Source organism: Cellvibrio sp. (assembly GCF_039207905.1).
In the GTDB taxonomy this organism is placed as follows: domain Bacteria; phylum Pseudomonadota; class Gammaproteobacteria; order Pseudomonadales; family Cellvibrionaceae; genus Cellvibrio.
The window spans coordinates 1-15,598 of record NZ_JBCECX010000031.1 but is presented as its reverse complement, the minus strand read 5'-3'; the positions used below and the strand labels follow the sequence as shown (position 1 = coordinate 15,598).

At 46.2% G+C, this 15,598-nt stretch carries 15 protein-coding genes; 12 read left to right on the top strand and 3 right to left on the bottom strand.

Annotation, left to right across the window (positions count from 1 at the left end; all coding sequences use genetic code 11):
* The first annotated feature begins 4 nt into the window (after positions 1-4).
* Together nuoN and sthA are read left to right on the top strand one after the other, a co-directional pair.
* Positions 5-1,447, top strand: coding sequence for an NADH-quinone oxidoreductase subunit NuoN (gene nuoN, locus AAGC78_RS16625; protein ID WP_435785224.1), 1,443 nt, complete (start codon positions 5-7; stop codon positions 1,445-1,447).
* 207 nt (positions 1,448-1,654) lie between these two features.
* Complete coding sequence (gene sthA, locus AAGC78_RS16620; protein WP_435785223.1) at positions 1,655-3,070, top strand: Si-specific NAD(P)(+) transhydrogenase; 1,416 nt, start codon at positions 1,655-1,657, stop codon at positions 3,068-3,070.
* A gap of 68 nt (positions 3,071-3,138) precedes the next feature.
* Here the strand turns inward: sthA and AAGC78_RS16615 are convergent, their stop codons facing one another.
* On the bottom strand, positions 3,139-3,480 hold the full coding sequence (locus AAGC78_RS16615; RefSeq protein ID WP_435785222.1) for a hypothetical protein: 342 nt from the start codon (positions 3,478-3,480) through the stop codon (positions 3,139-3,141).
* A 25-nt stretch (positions 3,481-3,505) separates the two neighbouring features.
* The gene (locus AAGC78_RS16610; protein ID WP_435785221.1) at positions 3,506-4,078 is read right to left on the bottom strand and encodes a PilZ domain-containing protein; all 573 of its coding nucleotides are present in this window, start codon (positions 4,076-4,078) and stop codon (positions 3,506-3,508) included.
* A 145-nt stretch (positions 4,079-4,223) separates the two neighbouring features.
* Between AAGC78_RS16610 and AAGC78_RS16605 the strand changes: the two genes are divergently transcribed.
* The 3 genes from AAGC78_RS16605 to AAGC78_RS16595 are packed head-to-tail and all read left to right on the top strand — an operon-like array spanning position 4,224 to position 7,441.
* A complete protein-coding gene (locus AAGC78_RS16605; RefSeq protein WP_435785220.1) occupies positions 4,224-5,462 on the top strand; it encodes a lipoprotein-releasing ABC transporter permease subunit in 1,239 nt (412 codons plus the stop codon).
* 54 nt (positions 5,463-5,516) lie between these two features.
* Entirely contained in the window at positions 5,517-6,212 is a 696-nt protein-coding gene (gene lolD, locus AAGC78_RS16600) for a lipoprotein-releasing ABC transporter ATP-binding protein LolD (RefSeq protein ID WP_435785219.1), read from the top strand.
* Positions 6,212-7,441 carry a lipoprotein-releasing ABC transporter permease subunit gene (locus AAGC78_RS16595; RefSeq protein WP_435785218.1) on the top strand — a complete coding sequence of 410 codons (1,230 nt, stop codon included), beginning with the start codon at positions 6,212-6,214 and terminating at the stop codon, positions 7,439-7,441. The genes lolD and AAGC78_RS16595 overlap by 1 nt, the downstream gene beginning before the upstream one ends.
* A 53-nt stretch (positions 7,442-7,494) precedes the next feature.
* Here the strand turns inward: AAGC78_RS16595 and AAGC78_RS16590 are convergent, their stop codons facing one another.
* Positions 7,495-8,034: a DUF2062 domain-containing protein gene (locus tag AAGC78_RS16590; RefSeq protein WP_435785217.1), complete on the bottom strand. Its 540-nt coding sequence runs from the start codon at positions 8,032-8,034 to the stop codon at positions 7,495-7,497.
* A gap of 194 nt (positions 8,035-8,228) precedes the next feature.
* On the opposite strand from AAGC78_RS16590, the gene AAGC78_RS16585 reads away from it, so the two are divergent.
* From AAGC78_RS16585 to murB, 7 genes are all read left to right on the top strand, one after another.
* Positions 8,229-10,607: a DNA internalization-related competence protein ComEC/Rec2 gene (locus AAGC78_RS16585; protein WP_435785216.1), complete on the top strand. Its 2,379-nt coding sequence runs from the start codon at positions 8,229-8,231 to the stop codon at positions 10,605-10,607.
* Between the two features lie 188 nt (positions 10,608-10,795).
* Positions 10,796-11,422: a MotA/TolQ/ExbB proton channel family protein gene (locus AAGC78_RS16580; protein WP_435785215.1), complete on the top strand. Its 627-nt coding sequence runs from the start codon at positions 10,796-10,798 to the stop codon at positions 11,420-11,422.
* A gap of 16 nt (positions 11,423-11,438) precedes the next feature.
* Positions 11,439-11,864: an ExbD/TolR family protein gene (locus AAGC78_RS16575; protein WP_435785214.1), complete on the top strand. Its 426-nt coding sequence runs from the start codon at positions 11,439-11,441 to the stop codon at positions 11,862-11,864.
* A 90-nt stretch (positions 11,865-11,954) separates the two neighbouring features.
* A complete protein-coding gene (lpxK, locus tag AAGC78_RS16570) occupies positions 11,955-13,040 on the top strand; it encodes a tetraacyldisaccharide 4'-kinase (protein ID WP_435785213.1) in 1,086 nt (361 codons plus the stop codon).
* Between the two features lie 22 nt (positions 13,041-13,062).
* Positions 13,063-13,824, top strand: coding sequence for a 3-deoxy-manno-octulosonate cytidylyltransferase (gene kdsB / locus AAGC78_RS16565; RefSeq protein WP_435785212.1), 762 nt, complete (start codon positions 13,063-13,065; stop codon positions 13,822-13,824).
* Positions 13,825-13,836: 12 nt separating this feature from the next.
* Positions 13,837-14,310, top strand: a complete 474-nt coding sequence (locus tag AAGC78_RS16560) for a low molecular weight protein-tyrosine-phosphatase (RefSeq protein WP_435785211.1) — start codon at positions 13,837-13,839, stop codon at positions 14,308-14,310.
* 33 nt (positions 14,311-14,343) lie between these two features.
* The gene (gene murB, locus AAGC78_RS16555) at positions 14,344-15,366 is read left to right on the top strand and encodes a UDP-N-acetylmuramate dehydrogenase (RefSeq protein ID WP_435785210.1); all 1,023 of its coding nucleotides are present in this window, start codon (positions 14,344-14,346) and stop codon (positions 15,364-15,366) included.
* The last annotated feature ends 232 nt before the right edge of the window (positions 15,367-15,598 follow it).

The window sequence follows — 15,598 nt, the reverse complement described above, 5'->3', positions numbered from 1 at the left end:
CACTATGAATTTAACACTCGAATCTTTTTTACCTTTAGCTCCGGTTGTTTTACTGAGCCTTACTGCTGTATTGGTAATGTTGGCTGTTTCGATCAAACGCAACCACTGCGTTAGTTATTGGATAACTATTGCAGGTCAGTTGGCTGCATTGATGTCAATTTTTGCCTTGGATGGTTTTGCGATTGATCGTGTTGCAACACCGGTAACCGGTTTGATTCTTATCGATGGTTACGCGTTTTTCTACAGCGCACTGGTGATTTTTGCCTCGCTGGTTTGTACCGTATTTTTGCGCAATTTCATTGAGAGTTACGGCAACAACAAAGAAGAAGTTTACATGCTGTTATTGATCGCAGCTGTAGGTGGGGTAGTGCTGGTATCAAGCAGTCATATGGCTGGTTTCTTTATCGGTTTGGAATTGTTGTCTGTACCTGTGTACGGCATGGTTGCTTACACTCATGAGCGTAGTCGTTCATTGGAAGCTGGTGTGAAGTATTTGATCCTCTCTGCTGCTGCTTCAGCATTTATGTTGTTCGGTATGGCATTGGTATATGCCCAGACTGGCACGATGTTGTTCGCAGATCTTGGCGAGAAGTTCGCACAGCACGGCGGATATTTGGCGGGCTTCGGTGTTGCGATGATTGTCATTGCAATGTGCTTCAAGCTTTCACTAGCTCCATTCCATTTGTGGACTCCGGATGTGTATCAAGGTGCACCAGCTCCAGTTGGTGCTTTCCTTGCCACTGCAAGTAAATTGGCGATTATTGCGATCCTGATTCGTTTCCTCGGCCAAGTTCCCGGAGAATTGACCAGTGTGTTGCAACCCGTGTTAGCAGTTATCGCAGTCATATCTATTGCGGTAGGTAACTTCCTCGCTCTGACTCAAACTAACCTGAAGCGTATGTTGGCTTATTCTTCTATCGCACATATGGGTTATTTGTTGATTGCTTTGATTGCAGGCAGCTCAATTGATATCGAAAGCGCCAACGTGTATCTGCTGACTTATGTGGTTACCAGCCTTGCTGCCTTCGGTGCAATTAGCGCGCTGTCCCATGCCGGTAACGCGCTTGATGCAGAAGAAGTTAATCACTACCGCGGCTTGTTCTGGCGTCATCCGGCACTTGCTGTTGCCATGACCTTTGTAATGCTTTCCCTTGCTGGTATCCCGCTTACTGCCGGTTTTATCGGTAAGTTCTATATTTTTATGACTGGCGTTACGACGACAAGCTGGATTTTGTTGGCGGCACTCATTATTGGTAGTGGTCTGGGTCTTTATTATTATCTGCGCGTTATGGTTGCTTTGTATGACCGCACTAATAACAACGCAGAGCAGGACAAATCACCTATAGGTGGTGTTAGTGTGGCGGTTGTAATGTTCCTTGTCGCGTTGGTGTTGTGGTTGGGTGTCTACCCACAACCGATGTTGGAATTTATTAATACGCTGCATTAATCGCGCAAAAAAAGGCTCCCATCGGAGCCTTTTTTGTTTCTGGCTCTCCTGTTCTTATACGGGTCACAATCTTCGTCTGTTTGGATTCCTGCACTCTACTTTTATTAGTTTTAGTCGGTGGATAATTAATCCTTAAATTTACTGCGAAAAAAGAACGCCTATTGCTAAACTAAATATGCGCCAACATTGATAAGTAAGGGGAATAAATTGACTGGTCGTAAAAAATCGGCAGATCACAGCTACGATCTCTTGGTAATTGGCTCCGGCCCGGCAGGCGAAAGTGCTGCCATTTCTGCATCGAAGGTCGGTAAACGCGTTGCAGTGATAGAGAACAGGGCTCTGGTGGGCGGTAGTTGTGCACACAAGGGGACTATCCCGTCCAAATCCCTTCGTCATGTAGTTAGGCAAGTCATCCAATTCAAAAGTAATAGTTTGTTTCGTGAGATAGGTGATAGCCGTCGCCTGACCTTCCCCCGAGTGTTGCAATCAGCGGCGAAAGTTATTCCCAAACAAGTAGAGATGCACACCAATTTTTATGTGCGCAACCGCGTGAATGTGCATATTGGCCAAGCTTCATTTGTCGATGCCAATACCGTTAGCTTGTCTTTGTTGGACGGTGGTGTTGAAACAATTTATGCCGAAAAAATTGTCATAGCGACAGGCTCAAGACCTTATCGCCCAGCTGATGTCGATTTCAATCATCCGCGTATTTATGACAGCGATACAATTTTAGAAATGGAGCATACCCCTCGCCATATTATTGTTTATGGTGCGGGTGTGATCGGTTGTGAATACGCATCCATTTTTTCTGGATTAGGCATGCGGGTTGATTTAATTAATAACCGTGACCGCTTGCTGTCATTCCTTGACGATGAAATCTCTGATGCGCTCAGTTATCACCTGCGTGATAGCGGTGTAACTGTTCGCCATGCTGAAGAATATGAAGCAATTGAAGCGAGTGATTGCAGCGTTACTCTGTTCCTCAAGTCAGGAAAGCGCTTAAAGGCAGATGCCATTCTTTGGTGTAACGGACGCAGTGGTAATACTGACGGTTTAAATTTGGATGCGATTGGTTTAAAAGCAGATCATCGCGGAAATTTAAAAGTCGACGATTGTTATCACACTGAAGTTGAAAATATTTATGCGGTTGGCGATGTGATTGGCTGGCCAAGTTTGGCGAGTGCATCCTACGGTCAGGGGCGTGCAGTAACCGGCGGCATTTTTGGTGATGAATGCAAACTGGTACAAGATGTTCCTACCGGTATTTATACTCTTCCGGAAATTAGTTCGGTAGGTAAAACCGAAACTGAATTGACCCAGGCCAAGGTGCCATATGAGGTTGGTCGTGCGCTGTTTAAAAATACTGCACGCGGGCAAATCAGTGGCGAAGATGTTGGAATGTTAAAAATACTTTTCCATGTCGATACCTTGGAAATTCTCGGTGTTCATTGTTTTGGTGCGGAAGCGGCAGAGATTGTTCATATCGGCCAGGCGATTATGAAACAGTCGGGTGAGGGCAATAATATTCATTATTTCCTCAACAATATTTTTAACTATCCGACGATGGCAGAGGCTTATCGTATTGCAGCGCTTGATGGGGTTAATCGCATTAGTCGTCGTTAAGGCATGCTTGGTTGGAAAAATAAAAGGCGCGATTGAGATCGCGCCTTTTTACTTTTTATCAGTCCAATTTATTGGGCTGGGCTTTGGGTATCACTTTCTGGTGTTGATGCCTTTGGTTGAAAGTTTCTTACACAATGGATAACGGTATTGCTATCAAAATACACCGTGAACTCCTGATACCGCCAGCGAGAGATTGGTGGCTGGCCTTTGGCTGGGACTTCTTCAAGTGCCTCTCCAAATAAACTTTTGACGCGCTCTTTGCTCATACCTTTGCTTGGCATATCTATGGCAGCTTGAGTTTTCGCTTGTTCACCAACTGGAATACGGATCTCTTCTGCTACTGAACAATGAATATACATCGATGTAGCAAAAATGCTGGCGATGGATAGAGAAAGGAGTTTCTTAGGCATAATTCCCCTGCAATTATTCCGATGGTTATTGCAAATACTGTTGGCTTTTTCGACGCTCAGCCATTTGTGCTCGCATAATTTGTTGGCCAATTAATTGTTGCTGGCTATCACTAACGCGATGAAATTTTGCCGCAATTTGGTATTCGCCGGTGTTACTGGGTTCACAGCGAATGATTTTGGCAAACAACACCATTCCGGCATTACTGGGTAAAAAAATTAACCGCAGTGCGATGAAACCGTTCGGCTCCAGTGCGCGCGAACTGCCAAACGCAATTCCGCCTTCGCTCAGGTTTACTTGTTTGATAGTTTTTGACGGTGGAAGGGGTTTGGAATCTGCCATTAGTTGCTGGCTGATGATGTCAATTTTTCGGTTCAGGTTATGCAGATACTCACCCAACGCACGGCTGGTATCTTTGATCTGGTGGAACAGATGAGCGTTGTCATTATCGATCTTCCGTAGTTCCGCGAACAGTTTTAACGAGGCAGTATTGGGAAACTGTAATTCCGCTGCAGCAGTATTTGCAGTTATCTCTTCAACCTCTTTAAATTCAAGGGCGATACTTTCATCGATACGAAAGTAGCTACGGCGTTCACTCATGGTTCAGGTTCCAAAAATTGTGATGCAGTAAACATAGCACAAGCTGCCTTGGCTGTTCAGTTTTTAGAAGGTAACTCCGCTGATTTACTGATGTAAATGGCGGGTTTTACTTGAGCAAACGGGGGCAATTGGGTTTAATGCGTCCATGCTAAAAAACATCCCCCTTTATATCGGCCTACGCTATACCCGCGCCAAGCGTCGAAACCAGTTTATATCCTTCATCAGTGCCTTTTCCCTTGTGGGCATGGCGCTTGGTGTTATGGCGTTGATCATAGTCTTATCTGTGATGAATGGCTTTGACCGCGAAATGAAGGAGCGCATTCTCAGTGTGATTCCGCACGGTTTTGTTGATCAGGTTCCCGCCGTGAAGGATTGGCAGGCGCTCTCTGCAAAAGTGAATCAGCATCCGCAGGTGGTTGCATCTGCTCCCTATATCGCCAGCAGTGCAATGGTTAGCTTCGCTGGTGGTGTAGAGGCTATCGAGTTACAAGGTGTTTTGCCCGAAGTGGAAGCCAACGTGTCCGTGGTTGATCAGCGTATGTTTGTCGGCTCTATGGCGCAACTGCAGCCGGGTGAATACGGCATTGTGATGGGGCGCTTGCTGGCCAGCCGCTTGATGCTCACATCTGGCGACAAAATCCGTATTACTTCGCCCGAGATCAATATTACCCCCATGGGGGCGTTTACTCGCTCGCGTAGCTTTACTCTTGTTGGTGTGTTTGAGGTGGGTGCGCAAGTCGATAGCACCTTGGCTCTCATTCACCTACAAGACGCGCAAAAGTTTTTGCGGCAGCCTGGAGTGCAAGGTCTGCATGTTAAAACAACCAACATGTTTGATGCCGCAACAGTAATGGCTGATTTGCGCGCGCAACTGGGTGATGAATTTCGTGTGAAAGATTGGAGTCAGACCCAAGGCAGTTTATTCCAGGCGGTGAAAATGGAAAAAATTGTAGTCGGCGCTTTATTGATGATTATCATCGCGGTTGCTGCATTTAATATTGTTTCAAGCTTGGTGTTAATGGTTGCTGATAAGCGCTCGGACATAGCTGTGTTGCGTACCATGGGCGTAAGCGCGCGTCAGGTAATGGCAATTTTTATTGTGCAGGGCAGTGCAGTGGGTTTTTTTGGAATCTTCATCGGCACCGTGATTGGTTGCGTTGTTGCGTTATTTCTTACGCCGATTATGTCTGGCGTCGAAGCTGCTTTCGGTATGCGTGTGTTTGATCCGGATGTATATTTTATTAGTCAGTTGCCATCAGTGGTGTTATGGCAAGACGTTGTATTTATTGCCGGTGTTGCACTGTTGTTGAGTTTTTTTGCAACTCTCTATCCGGCTTATCGCGCCGCACAAATTGAACCTGCTGAGGCGCTGCGCTATGAGTAAATATGTGTTCAGGGTAAATATGATCTGTTGCGTTACTCCTAAAGGTTTCGTGTTATGAATGAATCCGCTCCGGTTTTAATTTGCCAGCAGGTGAGCAAAAGTTATCGCCAAGGTTCGCTCGCAGTTGATGTGTTACGCAATGTTGATTTTCAGATCAATGCGCGCGAGCGTGTTGCGATTGTTGGGGCATCCGGTTCCGGTAAATCAACACTACTGAATATTCTCGGTGGTTTGGATGTGCCTGATTCCGGTGACGTTAGTGTTGCAGGAGAGCGTCTGTCGCACATGAGTGCTGATGCGCGCGGTCGCTTGCGTAATCGCAGTCTGGGATTCGTTTATCAATTCCATCACTTGTTGCCGGAGTTTACTGCACTGGAAAATGTGAGCATGCCGTTATTGATCGGCAAGCAACCTATTGCAGTTGCAAAGCAGCGCGCATTAGAGTTGTTGACGCGTGTGGGACTGGCGAAGCGTGTCGATCACAAACCTTCAGAATTATCCGGCGGCGAACGCCAGCGTGTTGCGATTGCACGCGCGCTCGTTACTAATCCTGCGTGTGTGTTGATGGATGAACCAACTGGAAATCTCGATAGTCACGCTGCCGATTCAATTCAGGCGTTGATGCTGGAATTAAACCAATCAATCGGTACCAGCTTTGTGGTGGTAACGCACGACCCACGACTTGCTGCACGTATGGATCGTACGCTTACATTGGTCGATGGCGTACTTGTCGGAGCAGAGGCTAACTAATGCTTAGCCGTTATATTTTTCTGGTTGGAACCCGCTACGGTATTTCTCACCGCCATAGTCATTTAGTTTCATTTATTTCGCGCTTATCCACCGCGGGTTTGATCATTGGCGTTGGCCTGCTGATTCTGGTCATGTCGATCATGAATGGTTTTGATAAAGAGCTGCGCGAAAATATTCTCGGTGTTATGCCGCAAGCAGCCATTTATCATCGCCATGCAATTGAGCAGCCCGAGCAGTTAATTGCTGAGCTTAAAAAGCACCCGCAAGTTTTAGCTGCCTCACCTTTTGTGCAATTACAGGGTTTGTTGAGTCATCAAAAACGCGTTGCACCAGTTAATATTTTTGGTATTGATGCAGCACAAGAGCATACAACATCCAAGTTGCCGCAATTTTTACCTGAGGGCACACTTGAGAAATTAGCCAGTGCTGAAGCAGCAATTATTATTGGGCGTGGCGTTGCAGAAAAACTTAACGTACAAGTGGCTGACACCATCAGCTTAATTATTCCTGTTGAGGGAAATGCGGCGCCGAAAATTAAAGTCGTTCATGTGCTAGAGGTTTTAAATACCCATACTGATATAGATAACGCATTGGCGCTGATGGCGATTGATACGGCAGCTGAATTGTCTGGTTATCCGGGGCAAATTACCGGCGTTCGCTTAAAAGTAGATGATCTATTCGCTGCGCCACAAGTTGTGCGCGACATTATGCAAACATTGCCAGCAGATTATTACGGATCAAGTTGGATGCGCACTCATGGTGGCATTTACCAATCAATCCACATGTCTAAAAACATGGTCGGTATGCTGCTGTTTTTAATTATCGCTATTGCTGCGTTTAATCTGGTTTCTACATTGATTATGGTTGTAGTGGACAAACAGGGCGATATTGCAATTTTGCGCACTATGGGCGCATCCACTACGGAAATCATGGCGATTTTTATGGTGCAAGGTGGGTTGATCGGTTTGATTGGTACGTCTATAGGCTTGGTGTTAGGTATTACCTTGTCCTATTTTGTTACGCCGTTAGTGCAGTTGATCGAGCGTATTTTTGGTGTCCAATATTTACAATCCGATGTTTATCCCATCACCTATTTACCCTCAGAAATTGTCGCAGGTGATGTTGCTAAAGTGGTTATCACTGCACTACTAATCAGCTTTTTTGTAAGCCTCTATCCCGCATGGAGAGCAAGCAAAATTCAACCTGCTGATGCACTTCGTTACGAATAGTAAACCCGCAAATCAGATGAATAAAAAGCCCGCAAATGCGGGCTTTTTATTATTCATTTTTTTGTTTCAGCTGCTTGTTCAGCGCGTTTCTTTTTTCGCTTGCTCCAGTTGTTGGCAACATTCCAGCGCCAATAAAATTGCATAATAAAATACCCCAGCGCGCCAAAGAAAAGTCCTGATAGTACTGAACCTGCCAAAAGCGGTTTCCATAAGTGACCGAACTCATTCGCCAGCCAGTCCCAACTTAATTCCGGTTCAATCATCAATGGTTGCGATTGCAAGAAAAAGCTACCAACTTGATAGGTAATGAAAAAGAAGAATGGCATTGTGAATGGGTTCGTAATCCATGTCAGCGCCACCGTGATGGGAAGGTTACAACGAAATAATAAAGCTGCGCCTGCTGCCGCTGGCATCTGCCCGGGTATTGGCAGGAGTGCGATAAAAAGCCCCCAGAAAAATGCGACAGAAACAGAATGACGATTCAAATGAAATAGGTTTGGGTCGTGTAACAAATGCCCCAAAAACTGTAACGCAGGATTGCTTTTGATCGCTGTGGGTGTGGGAATAAACCGTTTTAATAGATTGCGCGCCATGCTAAAACCAGTGTGCCGCCAAAAATGAACGCGCATTATGCATTTAATTATTCACCAACACTATGCGGTTGTTATCTTAAGGATTGCGAGGCAAAATTGCCTCTGAGCGCAAGATGCCCCAGTTGCGCGACAATCTGATGACAAAGGAATATCGGATCGGTAATTCGCTACCGGTAACAATAAAGGACTATGGAATGCCTCTCGCACTACTGCTTTTTTCCGCTGGTGTTATCTCCGTCAGTTTTTTCTCCCAATTGCCTCCCCTATGGTGTTTGTTGTGTCTCTTTCCTCTGGCGCTAGCTGGTTGGCGATGGTCGTTGCTGCGCTATGTGTTTGCGTTGGCTTCCGGTTTGGCATGGGGGATTTACTCGGGGCATAACCTACTTGCTATTCAGCTTGCAGATGAGTTTGCGGGTAAGGATTTGATCGTGATTGGGCAGATTCAGGGCTTGCCAGAGTTGGATGAGCGGCGTTTGCGGTTTGATTTCCGGGTTAATTCCGTGGTCACAACCGGAGGGCTGATGCTACCGGTTAGTCAATTCCCTCCAAAACTCCAGTTAAGTTGGTATCAATATTCACGCAATGGTGCCGCTGGCAATTTGCCTCAGCTCTCAGTGAGTGATACATGGCAATTGCGCGTTCGGCTCAAGCGCCCGAGGGGATTTGTTAATCCGTCGGGTTTTGACTATCAGGCCTGGTTATTGCGGCAAGGTATTGGTGCTACTGGCTATGTGCTGGAGCATCGCAACAATCAGCCGTTGCCGGATGATGGTCGATGGCACATTGGTGATTGGATCGATCAGCAGCGTCACTCATTACAGCAATGGATAGTTGCACGAAGCCATAGTAGTGAGCGAGGCATCTTGGTTGCACTCCTTATCGGTGATCCATCGCTAGTCGAAAAAACTCAATGGACTCGCATGCAACAAACAGGAACGAGTCACCTGATTGCTATTTCTGGATTGCATGTTGGTTTTCTTGCGATTTTTGGTTTCTATACAGGGCTTTTTTTGGGAAAGCTAGTGCAGTTGTTGTGGCATCGTTGCCCAGCATTAGTGATCGCCTGGTGGTCCGCAATCGTATGTGCAAGTTTTTATTCTGCGCTCGCTGGTTTTAATATTCCTACGGTACGCACATTAATTATGTTGGTTGTTTTTTATTGTGCGTGTATTTGGCGGCGCAGTGTGCGTGTGTCCGATATCTTTTGTTTTGCATTGGCGTTGGTCGTTATCATCGACCCGCTAGCAGCACTTGATATGGGTTTCTGGTTATCGTTTGGCGCGGTAGCAATGTTATTAATTTATTTTTCCGGTCGTATGATCTCCAAAAAAGTACCTGGTCCTTGGTCAGGATTTGGTTTAGCAGCTATGTTGTATGGATTTATACGTTCACAGTGGGTGATGTTTATTGGGATGTTGGTTCCGCTTAGTGTGCTTGTCAATAATATTTCTCTAGTGGCTCCCGTCGCCAATGCGATTGCAATTCCGGTAATTACTTTTTTTGTTGTGCCGTTGCTGTTGATCAGTGCTGGTGCGCGGGATTTGTCGACCAGCCTGAGTGATTTTTTATTGAATTGTTCCGCGTGGTTGATGGAGATAGTAAAAGTATTTTTGGAAAAATTACTTTTACTGGCGGGTTCATGGTCTAGCCCAGTGGTGGCTTTTAATTCGGCATTAACTGTTTTAATCGGCTTGAGTTGTCTTCTCCTTCTGTTGCCCAAAGGCTTATTTCCAAGGGTATTAGGTTGGTGTGGGATTGGGGTGGGAATTGGTTTGTGCTTTTTTGTTGATGCTCCCGGGCGACCTGATTTAAAACTCGCGGTGTTGGATGTGGGGCAGGGGACAGCTGTAGCGGTGCAAGTTGGTAGCTATACATTGGTGTACGATGTTGGGCCAAAATACACGGATAGTTTTGATGCCGGTAGCGGCATAGTTGTACCTTACTTGTCTGCCCAAGGCATAGTGAATATTGATCGATTGGTTGTGAGCCACGGCGACATGGATCATGCGGGAGGTCTTGCCGGCTTATTAGAAAAAATACCTGTTGATCAGATGTTTGCAGGGCAACCAGAAAAAGTGACTCACAAGGTTGATGCACAGAGTTGTCATGAAGCCGCTAATTGGGATTGGCACGCCGTTAAATTTTATTTTTTACGGTTTCCACAGCTCAAGAGTGCAAATGCAAATAATCATTCTTGTGTTTTGCTGATTGAATATGCAGGACAAACTATTTTGTTGCCCGGGGATATTGAAGTATCAGTAGAGAATCTATTGTTGCGCGAACAACAGCTTCCACAAAAAATTAATCTCGTACTTGCCGCGCATCATGGCAGCAAGACATCATCCGGTGTGCAATTTGTTAATTCTACGGTGCCGGATGTTGTCGTTTATTCGGCTGGTTATCGTAGCCAACACGGCCATCCCCACCAAGATGTACGCAAACGTTTCCAAAATACGGGCAGCCGGGAAATTAATACTGCAGACGCTGGCGCGGTCGTTTTCGCGTGGGACAAGGGACAACTTCAATCAGTACAGGAATATCGTAAATCTCATAAGCGCTATTGGTTTGATTAGATTGAACGGTTGGATTTATGTGGCCATGCGCTAAACCTTGCGCAAATCTGTAAATGCTATTGCCGTACTCCTTCACACATTTGTAGTCTATCCTCACGCCAACCATGGCAATCCCCATTTCTTGTGGTAATGTACGCCGCAATTCGAGTTGGCACTTAAATGGGCTGGACAATAAGAGGAATAGAGCTGTGATTGAGATTTTCTTAGCTGGTGGTATTTTGATGTGGCCGCTGCTGGGCTGTTCACTGGTTGTGATCGCTATTAGCGCCGAGCGTTATTGGACACTGAATCCCGCCAAAATTGCTCCCAAAACCTTGCTTGCCCAAGTATGGAGCTGGATTAAAAATAACCAGCTTGATGCCACCAAATTGCGTGAACTTAAGCAATCTTCTCCTCTTGGATATATTTTGGCCGCTGGCTTGAGCAACTCCAAGCATGGCCGCGATGTCATGAAAGACTCCGTTCAGGAGGCTGCCAACAAAGTTATCCACGACCTTGAGCGTTATATCAGTGCCCTCGGCACCATTGCCAACCTTGCACCTTTACTTGGTTTGTTGGGGACTGTGTTGGGGATGATCGAAATTTTTAACGGAATTCTTTTGAACGGCACAGGCTCAACCAACGTGCTGGCCGGAGGTATTTCTATTGCGCTCTATACAACAGTTGCCGGTCTGGTAGTGGCTATTCCTGCCACGGTATCGCATAAGTTTTTCCAGCGCCGTATTGATGGAATTGTGGTCAATATGGAAGAAGAGGCAATCAAACTGATCGACGCTCTACACAGTGAGCGTCGTGTCGACGTGAAACTGGTTTAACAGGTCGAGGTTATACGTGAAATTTCGTCGACAAGAGCGCCAGGAAGATTTTATCAATTTGACCCCTTTAATTGATGTGGTCTTCATCCTGCTGATTTTTTTTATGGTTTCGACTTCCTTTACCAAAGAGAGTCATCTGACGGTTAGCTTGCCTGAAGCTGTGGGCACGCCGCCGAATGAGCTGCCTCAGCAGATCGAGATTTTGATCGCTGCAGATGGTAGCTACGCCATCAATGGTAAGGCTTTAGTGAATACCAAGGTTGAAACCTTGAAGTCCGCGTTGCAGAAGACTGCTGAAGGGAATAACAAGACTCCATTGGTTATCACTGCTGATGCCAAAACACCGCATCAGGCTGTAGTTCAAGCGATGGATGCAGCAGGGCAGTTGGGCTTTGCTCATTTAAGTATCACCACCCGCCAACCTGAGCCTGAAAAAGACTAGCGACTCGGTTACAATTCCCCAGCTTCGCCATTTCAATGGACTTTTGTATCGACGATGCAAAAGTCCTTTTCGTTTTTACAGGGCCATAATTTGAACTCACCCAACTCCCAACCTCCAAGCAGGCAATCTTCAACTGAGCTTCGGCAGACAAAAGAAGATAGCTGGTTGGCAGCCTGGTATGGTTCGCGTCGTTGGACCCTGTGGTTGCTGCCGCTCACTGGGCTGTTTGTATTGTTATCGGCTGCACGCCGTTTTTGGTTGCTGCGCTATGCCGCGCGCAAGTTAGCCACGCCAGTGATAGTTGTCGGTAATATTTCTGTGGGTGGAACGGGCAAAACTCCTTTGTTGATCACCTTAGTTAAATGGTTGCAGCAGCAGGGATTCAATCCCGGTGTCATTAGCCGTGGTTACGGCGGCAATGCACCTCATTACCCCTATTTGCTGGATGCTTCCAGCTCAGCCGCAGAAGCAGGTGATGAACCTATATCTATTTTTCAGCAAACAGGCTGCGCTGTTTGTGTTGGACCCGACAGGATTGCATCAGCCAGATTTTTGGAAGACGAAGGCTGCGATATTTTATTAAGCGACGATGGTTTGCAGCATTATCGACTGGCGCGCGACATTGAAATTGCAGTAGTTGATGGTCAGCGTAGTTTGGGTAACGGTTGGCGTTTACCGGTAGGGCCATTACGTGAAGCTGCGTCGCGCTTAAAAAATGTTGATTGGGTGATCGTCAATTCACCTGCTGACGGTTTTGTGTTACCGGGCATGGAAGATTTGTTTTACATCCCGATGCATGTAGAGCCGCAAGATTTTATTAACCTGCAATCAGGTGAAAAATTGCATGGTACCCATTTCAATAATGCGCAGGTCAATGCAGTTGCTGGCATCGGTAATCCGCAACGGTTTCAGCAAACGTTGACCTCTTTAGGTGTTCAATCATCGTTGCGCATTTTTTCTGATCATCACGCCTATGTACCGGATGATCTCGTGTTTGATAACCATCTTCCGGTAATTATGACTGAAAAAGATGCGGTGAAGTGCAAAGCATTTGCACAATCAAATTGGTTTTATCTGCCGATAAATGCCAACTTACCCGATACATTTTGGCCAGCATTCCAGCAAAAAATACTGCGTGCTGTTGAGCAGAAAAAAGAACTTTTTAAATTCAGATAGAATCATAGAGACGGAACCCAATATGAGTTTTTATGTCGTTATTCCTGCACGTTATGCTTCCACTCGTTTGCCCGCAAAACCCTTGCGGGAAATCGCCGGTAAACCAATGATCCAACATGTGTATGAGCGTGCATGTGAAAGCGATGCGGTACAAGTGATTATTGCCACTGATGATGCGCGTATCGAAGCAGTTGCAACTGCATTTGGTGCTCGTGTTTGCATGACGTCTGCCGCACACAACTCAGGTACCGATCGATTACAAGAAGTGGTAACTCAATTGGGATTGGGGGATACCGATATCATTGTCAATGTGCAGGGAGATGAGCCCTTAATTCCTGCTGCGGTGATTAATCAGGTCGCTGAAAATTTGGCGAAAAACCAGTATGCCGGCATGGCGACATTGAGCGAGCCAATTCACAGTTTGGAAGACTTCCGCAATCCCAATATTGTTAAAGTAGTGAAAGATCAACTGGGTAAAGCGCTTTATTTCAGTCGTGCCCCCATACCTTGGCCGCGCGATCATTTTGCCAAAGGCGATACAAGTGAGTTGCCAGATAATTTTCCTGCACAGCGCCATATTGGCATTTATGCGTATCGTGTTGCGCTATTGAATCGTTTCGTTACCTGGCCGCAAGCGTCTCTGGAGCAGATTGAATCGCTGGAGCAGTTGCGTGTGTTGGCTAATGGCGAGGCAATCCATATCGCTGAGGCTTGTGCTGCTGTACCTGGTGGTGTCGATACCGAAGCGGATTTGCAGCGTGTGAAAGCGATTCTGGAAAATTAAAAGGGCGATAGTATGACTAAGGTACTGTTTGTATGTTTAGGAAATATTTGTCGCTCACCAACGGCAGATGGAATTTTCAATCACATCGTTGTGCGCGAAAAATTGGATCAAAAAATAATTATTGATTCAGCTGGCACCGGTGATTGGCACATAGGTAAGGCCCCCGATTCTCGCACAGTCGCCGCGGCACGCACGCGCGGTTACGACTTGTCAGTATTGCGTGCACGCCAGGTAAGTGCGCGCGATTTTGAAGAATTTGATTATGTGTTGGCGATGGATGAGTCTAACTTGTCCGATTTGCAGCGAATGAAGCCGACAACCTATACCGGTCATTTGGGATTGTTTTTGGACTTTGGTTCGCGTGGTGATTATCGCGAGGTTCCCGATCCTTATTATGGTGGTCACGACGGTTTTGAGTTGGTGCTGGATTTGGTGGAAGATGCTGCGCAGGGTTTGTTAAATCACATTCGTAACCGCGCGCATTAATTAATCGTTATTTGTTTTAAAGGTGAATTGGTAGTGCCACTTTTTCTGCCTCATTTTAATTTGCAAAAATTCAATACACTTGCTGTTCCGGCAATTGCCCAGTTTTTTGTCAGTGTAAAAACTGACGATGAACTGCGCGAAGCCTTGGCGTTCGCGCGCGCAGAAAAACTGCCACTGATGTTATTGGGTGGCGGTAGTAATATTGTATTGCGCGATGATTTTCCTGGCTTGGTAATCCATATCAAAAGTCAGGGGAAAGAAGTTGTTAGCGAGAATGATGACTTTGTCTGGTTGAAAGTGGCGGCGGGAGAGAATTGGCATCAGTTGGTGGAATACACACTGGATAACGCTCTTTATGGCTTGGAAAACCTGTCATTGATTCCAGGTAGTGTCGGCGCAGCCCCGATCCAGAATATCGGAGCCTATGGTGTTGAAATCAAGGATGTCGTTGCAGAGCTGTCCGCGTTGAACATCAGCTCAGGGCTTAAGGTCACTTTTACGAATGAAAGCTGCCAGTTTGGCTATCGCGATAGTATTTTTAAGCGCTCGCTTCTGGATCAGTATGTAATTACCTCGGTGACATTTAAGTTGCGCAAGCAACCGCAGCTGACGCTTTCGTATCCTGCTTTACGAGTGGCCTTGTCTGACACTCCTGAACAAGACATTACAGCAGAGCAGGTGAGTGCGGCCGTTATCGCCATTCGTCAGTCCAAATTACCTGATCCCGCTGAGATCCCCAATGCGGGTAGTTTTTTTAAGAATCCAGTTATTGGAATCGAACAGTTTGAGCTGTTGAGATCGCAGTACCCGGCAATAGTGTCGTACCCGGTTGATCCCGGTTTTGTGAAACTGGCTGCGGGCTGGCTGATAGATCAAGCGGGCTGGCGTGGCAAAGGAGTTGATGGTGCTGTTGTTCATGCATTACAAGCGTTGGTGTTGACGAATCCGGATGGATTACCGGGGTCGGCTGTATTGGCTTTGGCCGAACAAGTGCAAGCTTCTATTGCAGAGCGCTTTGGTGTGATTTTGGAGCTTGAGCCGCGAGTTTATCCCTGACTGTAACGGCGCGAATATCCATAAAGGTAATAAAAACAACGCGATAATTAATTATTGGCATTTAATCTAGCTAAAACAGGCGATTAAATAGTGGTAGTTTGGCCCGAGTCTCACTACAATCATTAAAAATGTGCCATCACTTTTTTGGCAGTTATAACAACAATGCTATGTATCCGTTTTCGGATTGGGGGCTAGTTTGACAAAGATTCTCGTAGTCGATGATCACGATCTA

Coding starts and splice junctions, on each gene's coding strand:
- AAGC78_RS16560 (WP_435785211.1), top strand. CDS start 13,837: ATGACTAAGGTACTGTTTGTATGTTTAGGAAATATTTGTCGCTCACCA.
- AAGC78_RS16610 (WP_435785221.1), bottom strand. CDS start 4,078: ATGAGTGAACGCCGTAGCTACTTTCGTATCGATGAAAGTATCGCCCTT.
- kdsB (WP_435785212.1), top strand. CDS start 13,063: ATGAGTTTTTATGTCGTTATTCCTGCACGTTATGCTTCCACTCGTTTG.
- AAGC78_RS16590 (WP_435785217.1), bottom strand. CDS start 8,034: ATGGCGCGCAATCTATTAAAACGGTTTATTCCCACACCCACAGCGATC.
- AAGC78_RS16615 (WP_435785222.1), bottom strand. CDS start 3,480: ATGCCTAAGAAACTCCTTTCTCTATCCATCGCCAGCATTTTTGCTACA.
- AAGC78_RS16585 (WP_435785216.1), top strand. CDS start 8,229: ATGCCTCTCGCACTACTGCTTTTTTCCGCTGGTGTTATCTCCGTCAGT.
- AAGC78_RS16595 (WP_435785218.1), top strand. CDS start 6,212: ATGCTTAGCCGTTATATTTTTCTGGTTGGAACCCGCTACGGTATTTCT.
- lolD (WP_435785219.1), top strand. CDS start 5,517: ATGAATGAATCCGCTCCGGTTTTAATTTGCCAGCAGGTGAGCAAAAGT.
- AAGC78_RS16605 (WP_435785220.1), top strand. CDS start 4,224: ATGCTAAAAAACATCCCCCTTTATATCGGCCTACGCTATACCCGCGCC.
- nuoN (WP_435785224.1), top strand. CDS start 5: ATGAATTTAACACTCGAATCTTTTTTACCTTTAGCTCCGGTTGTTTTA.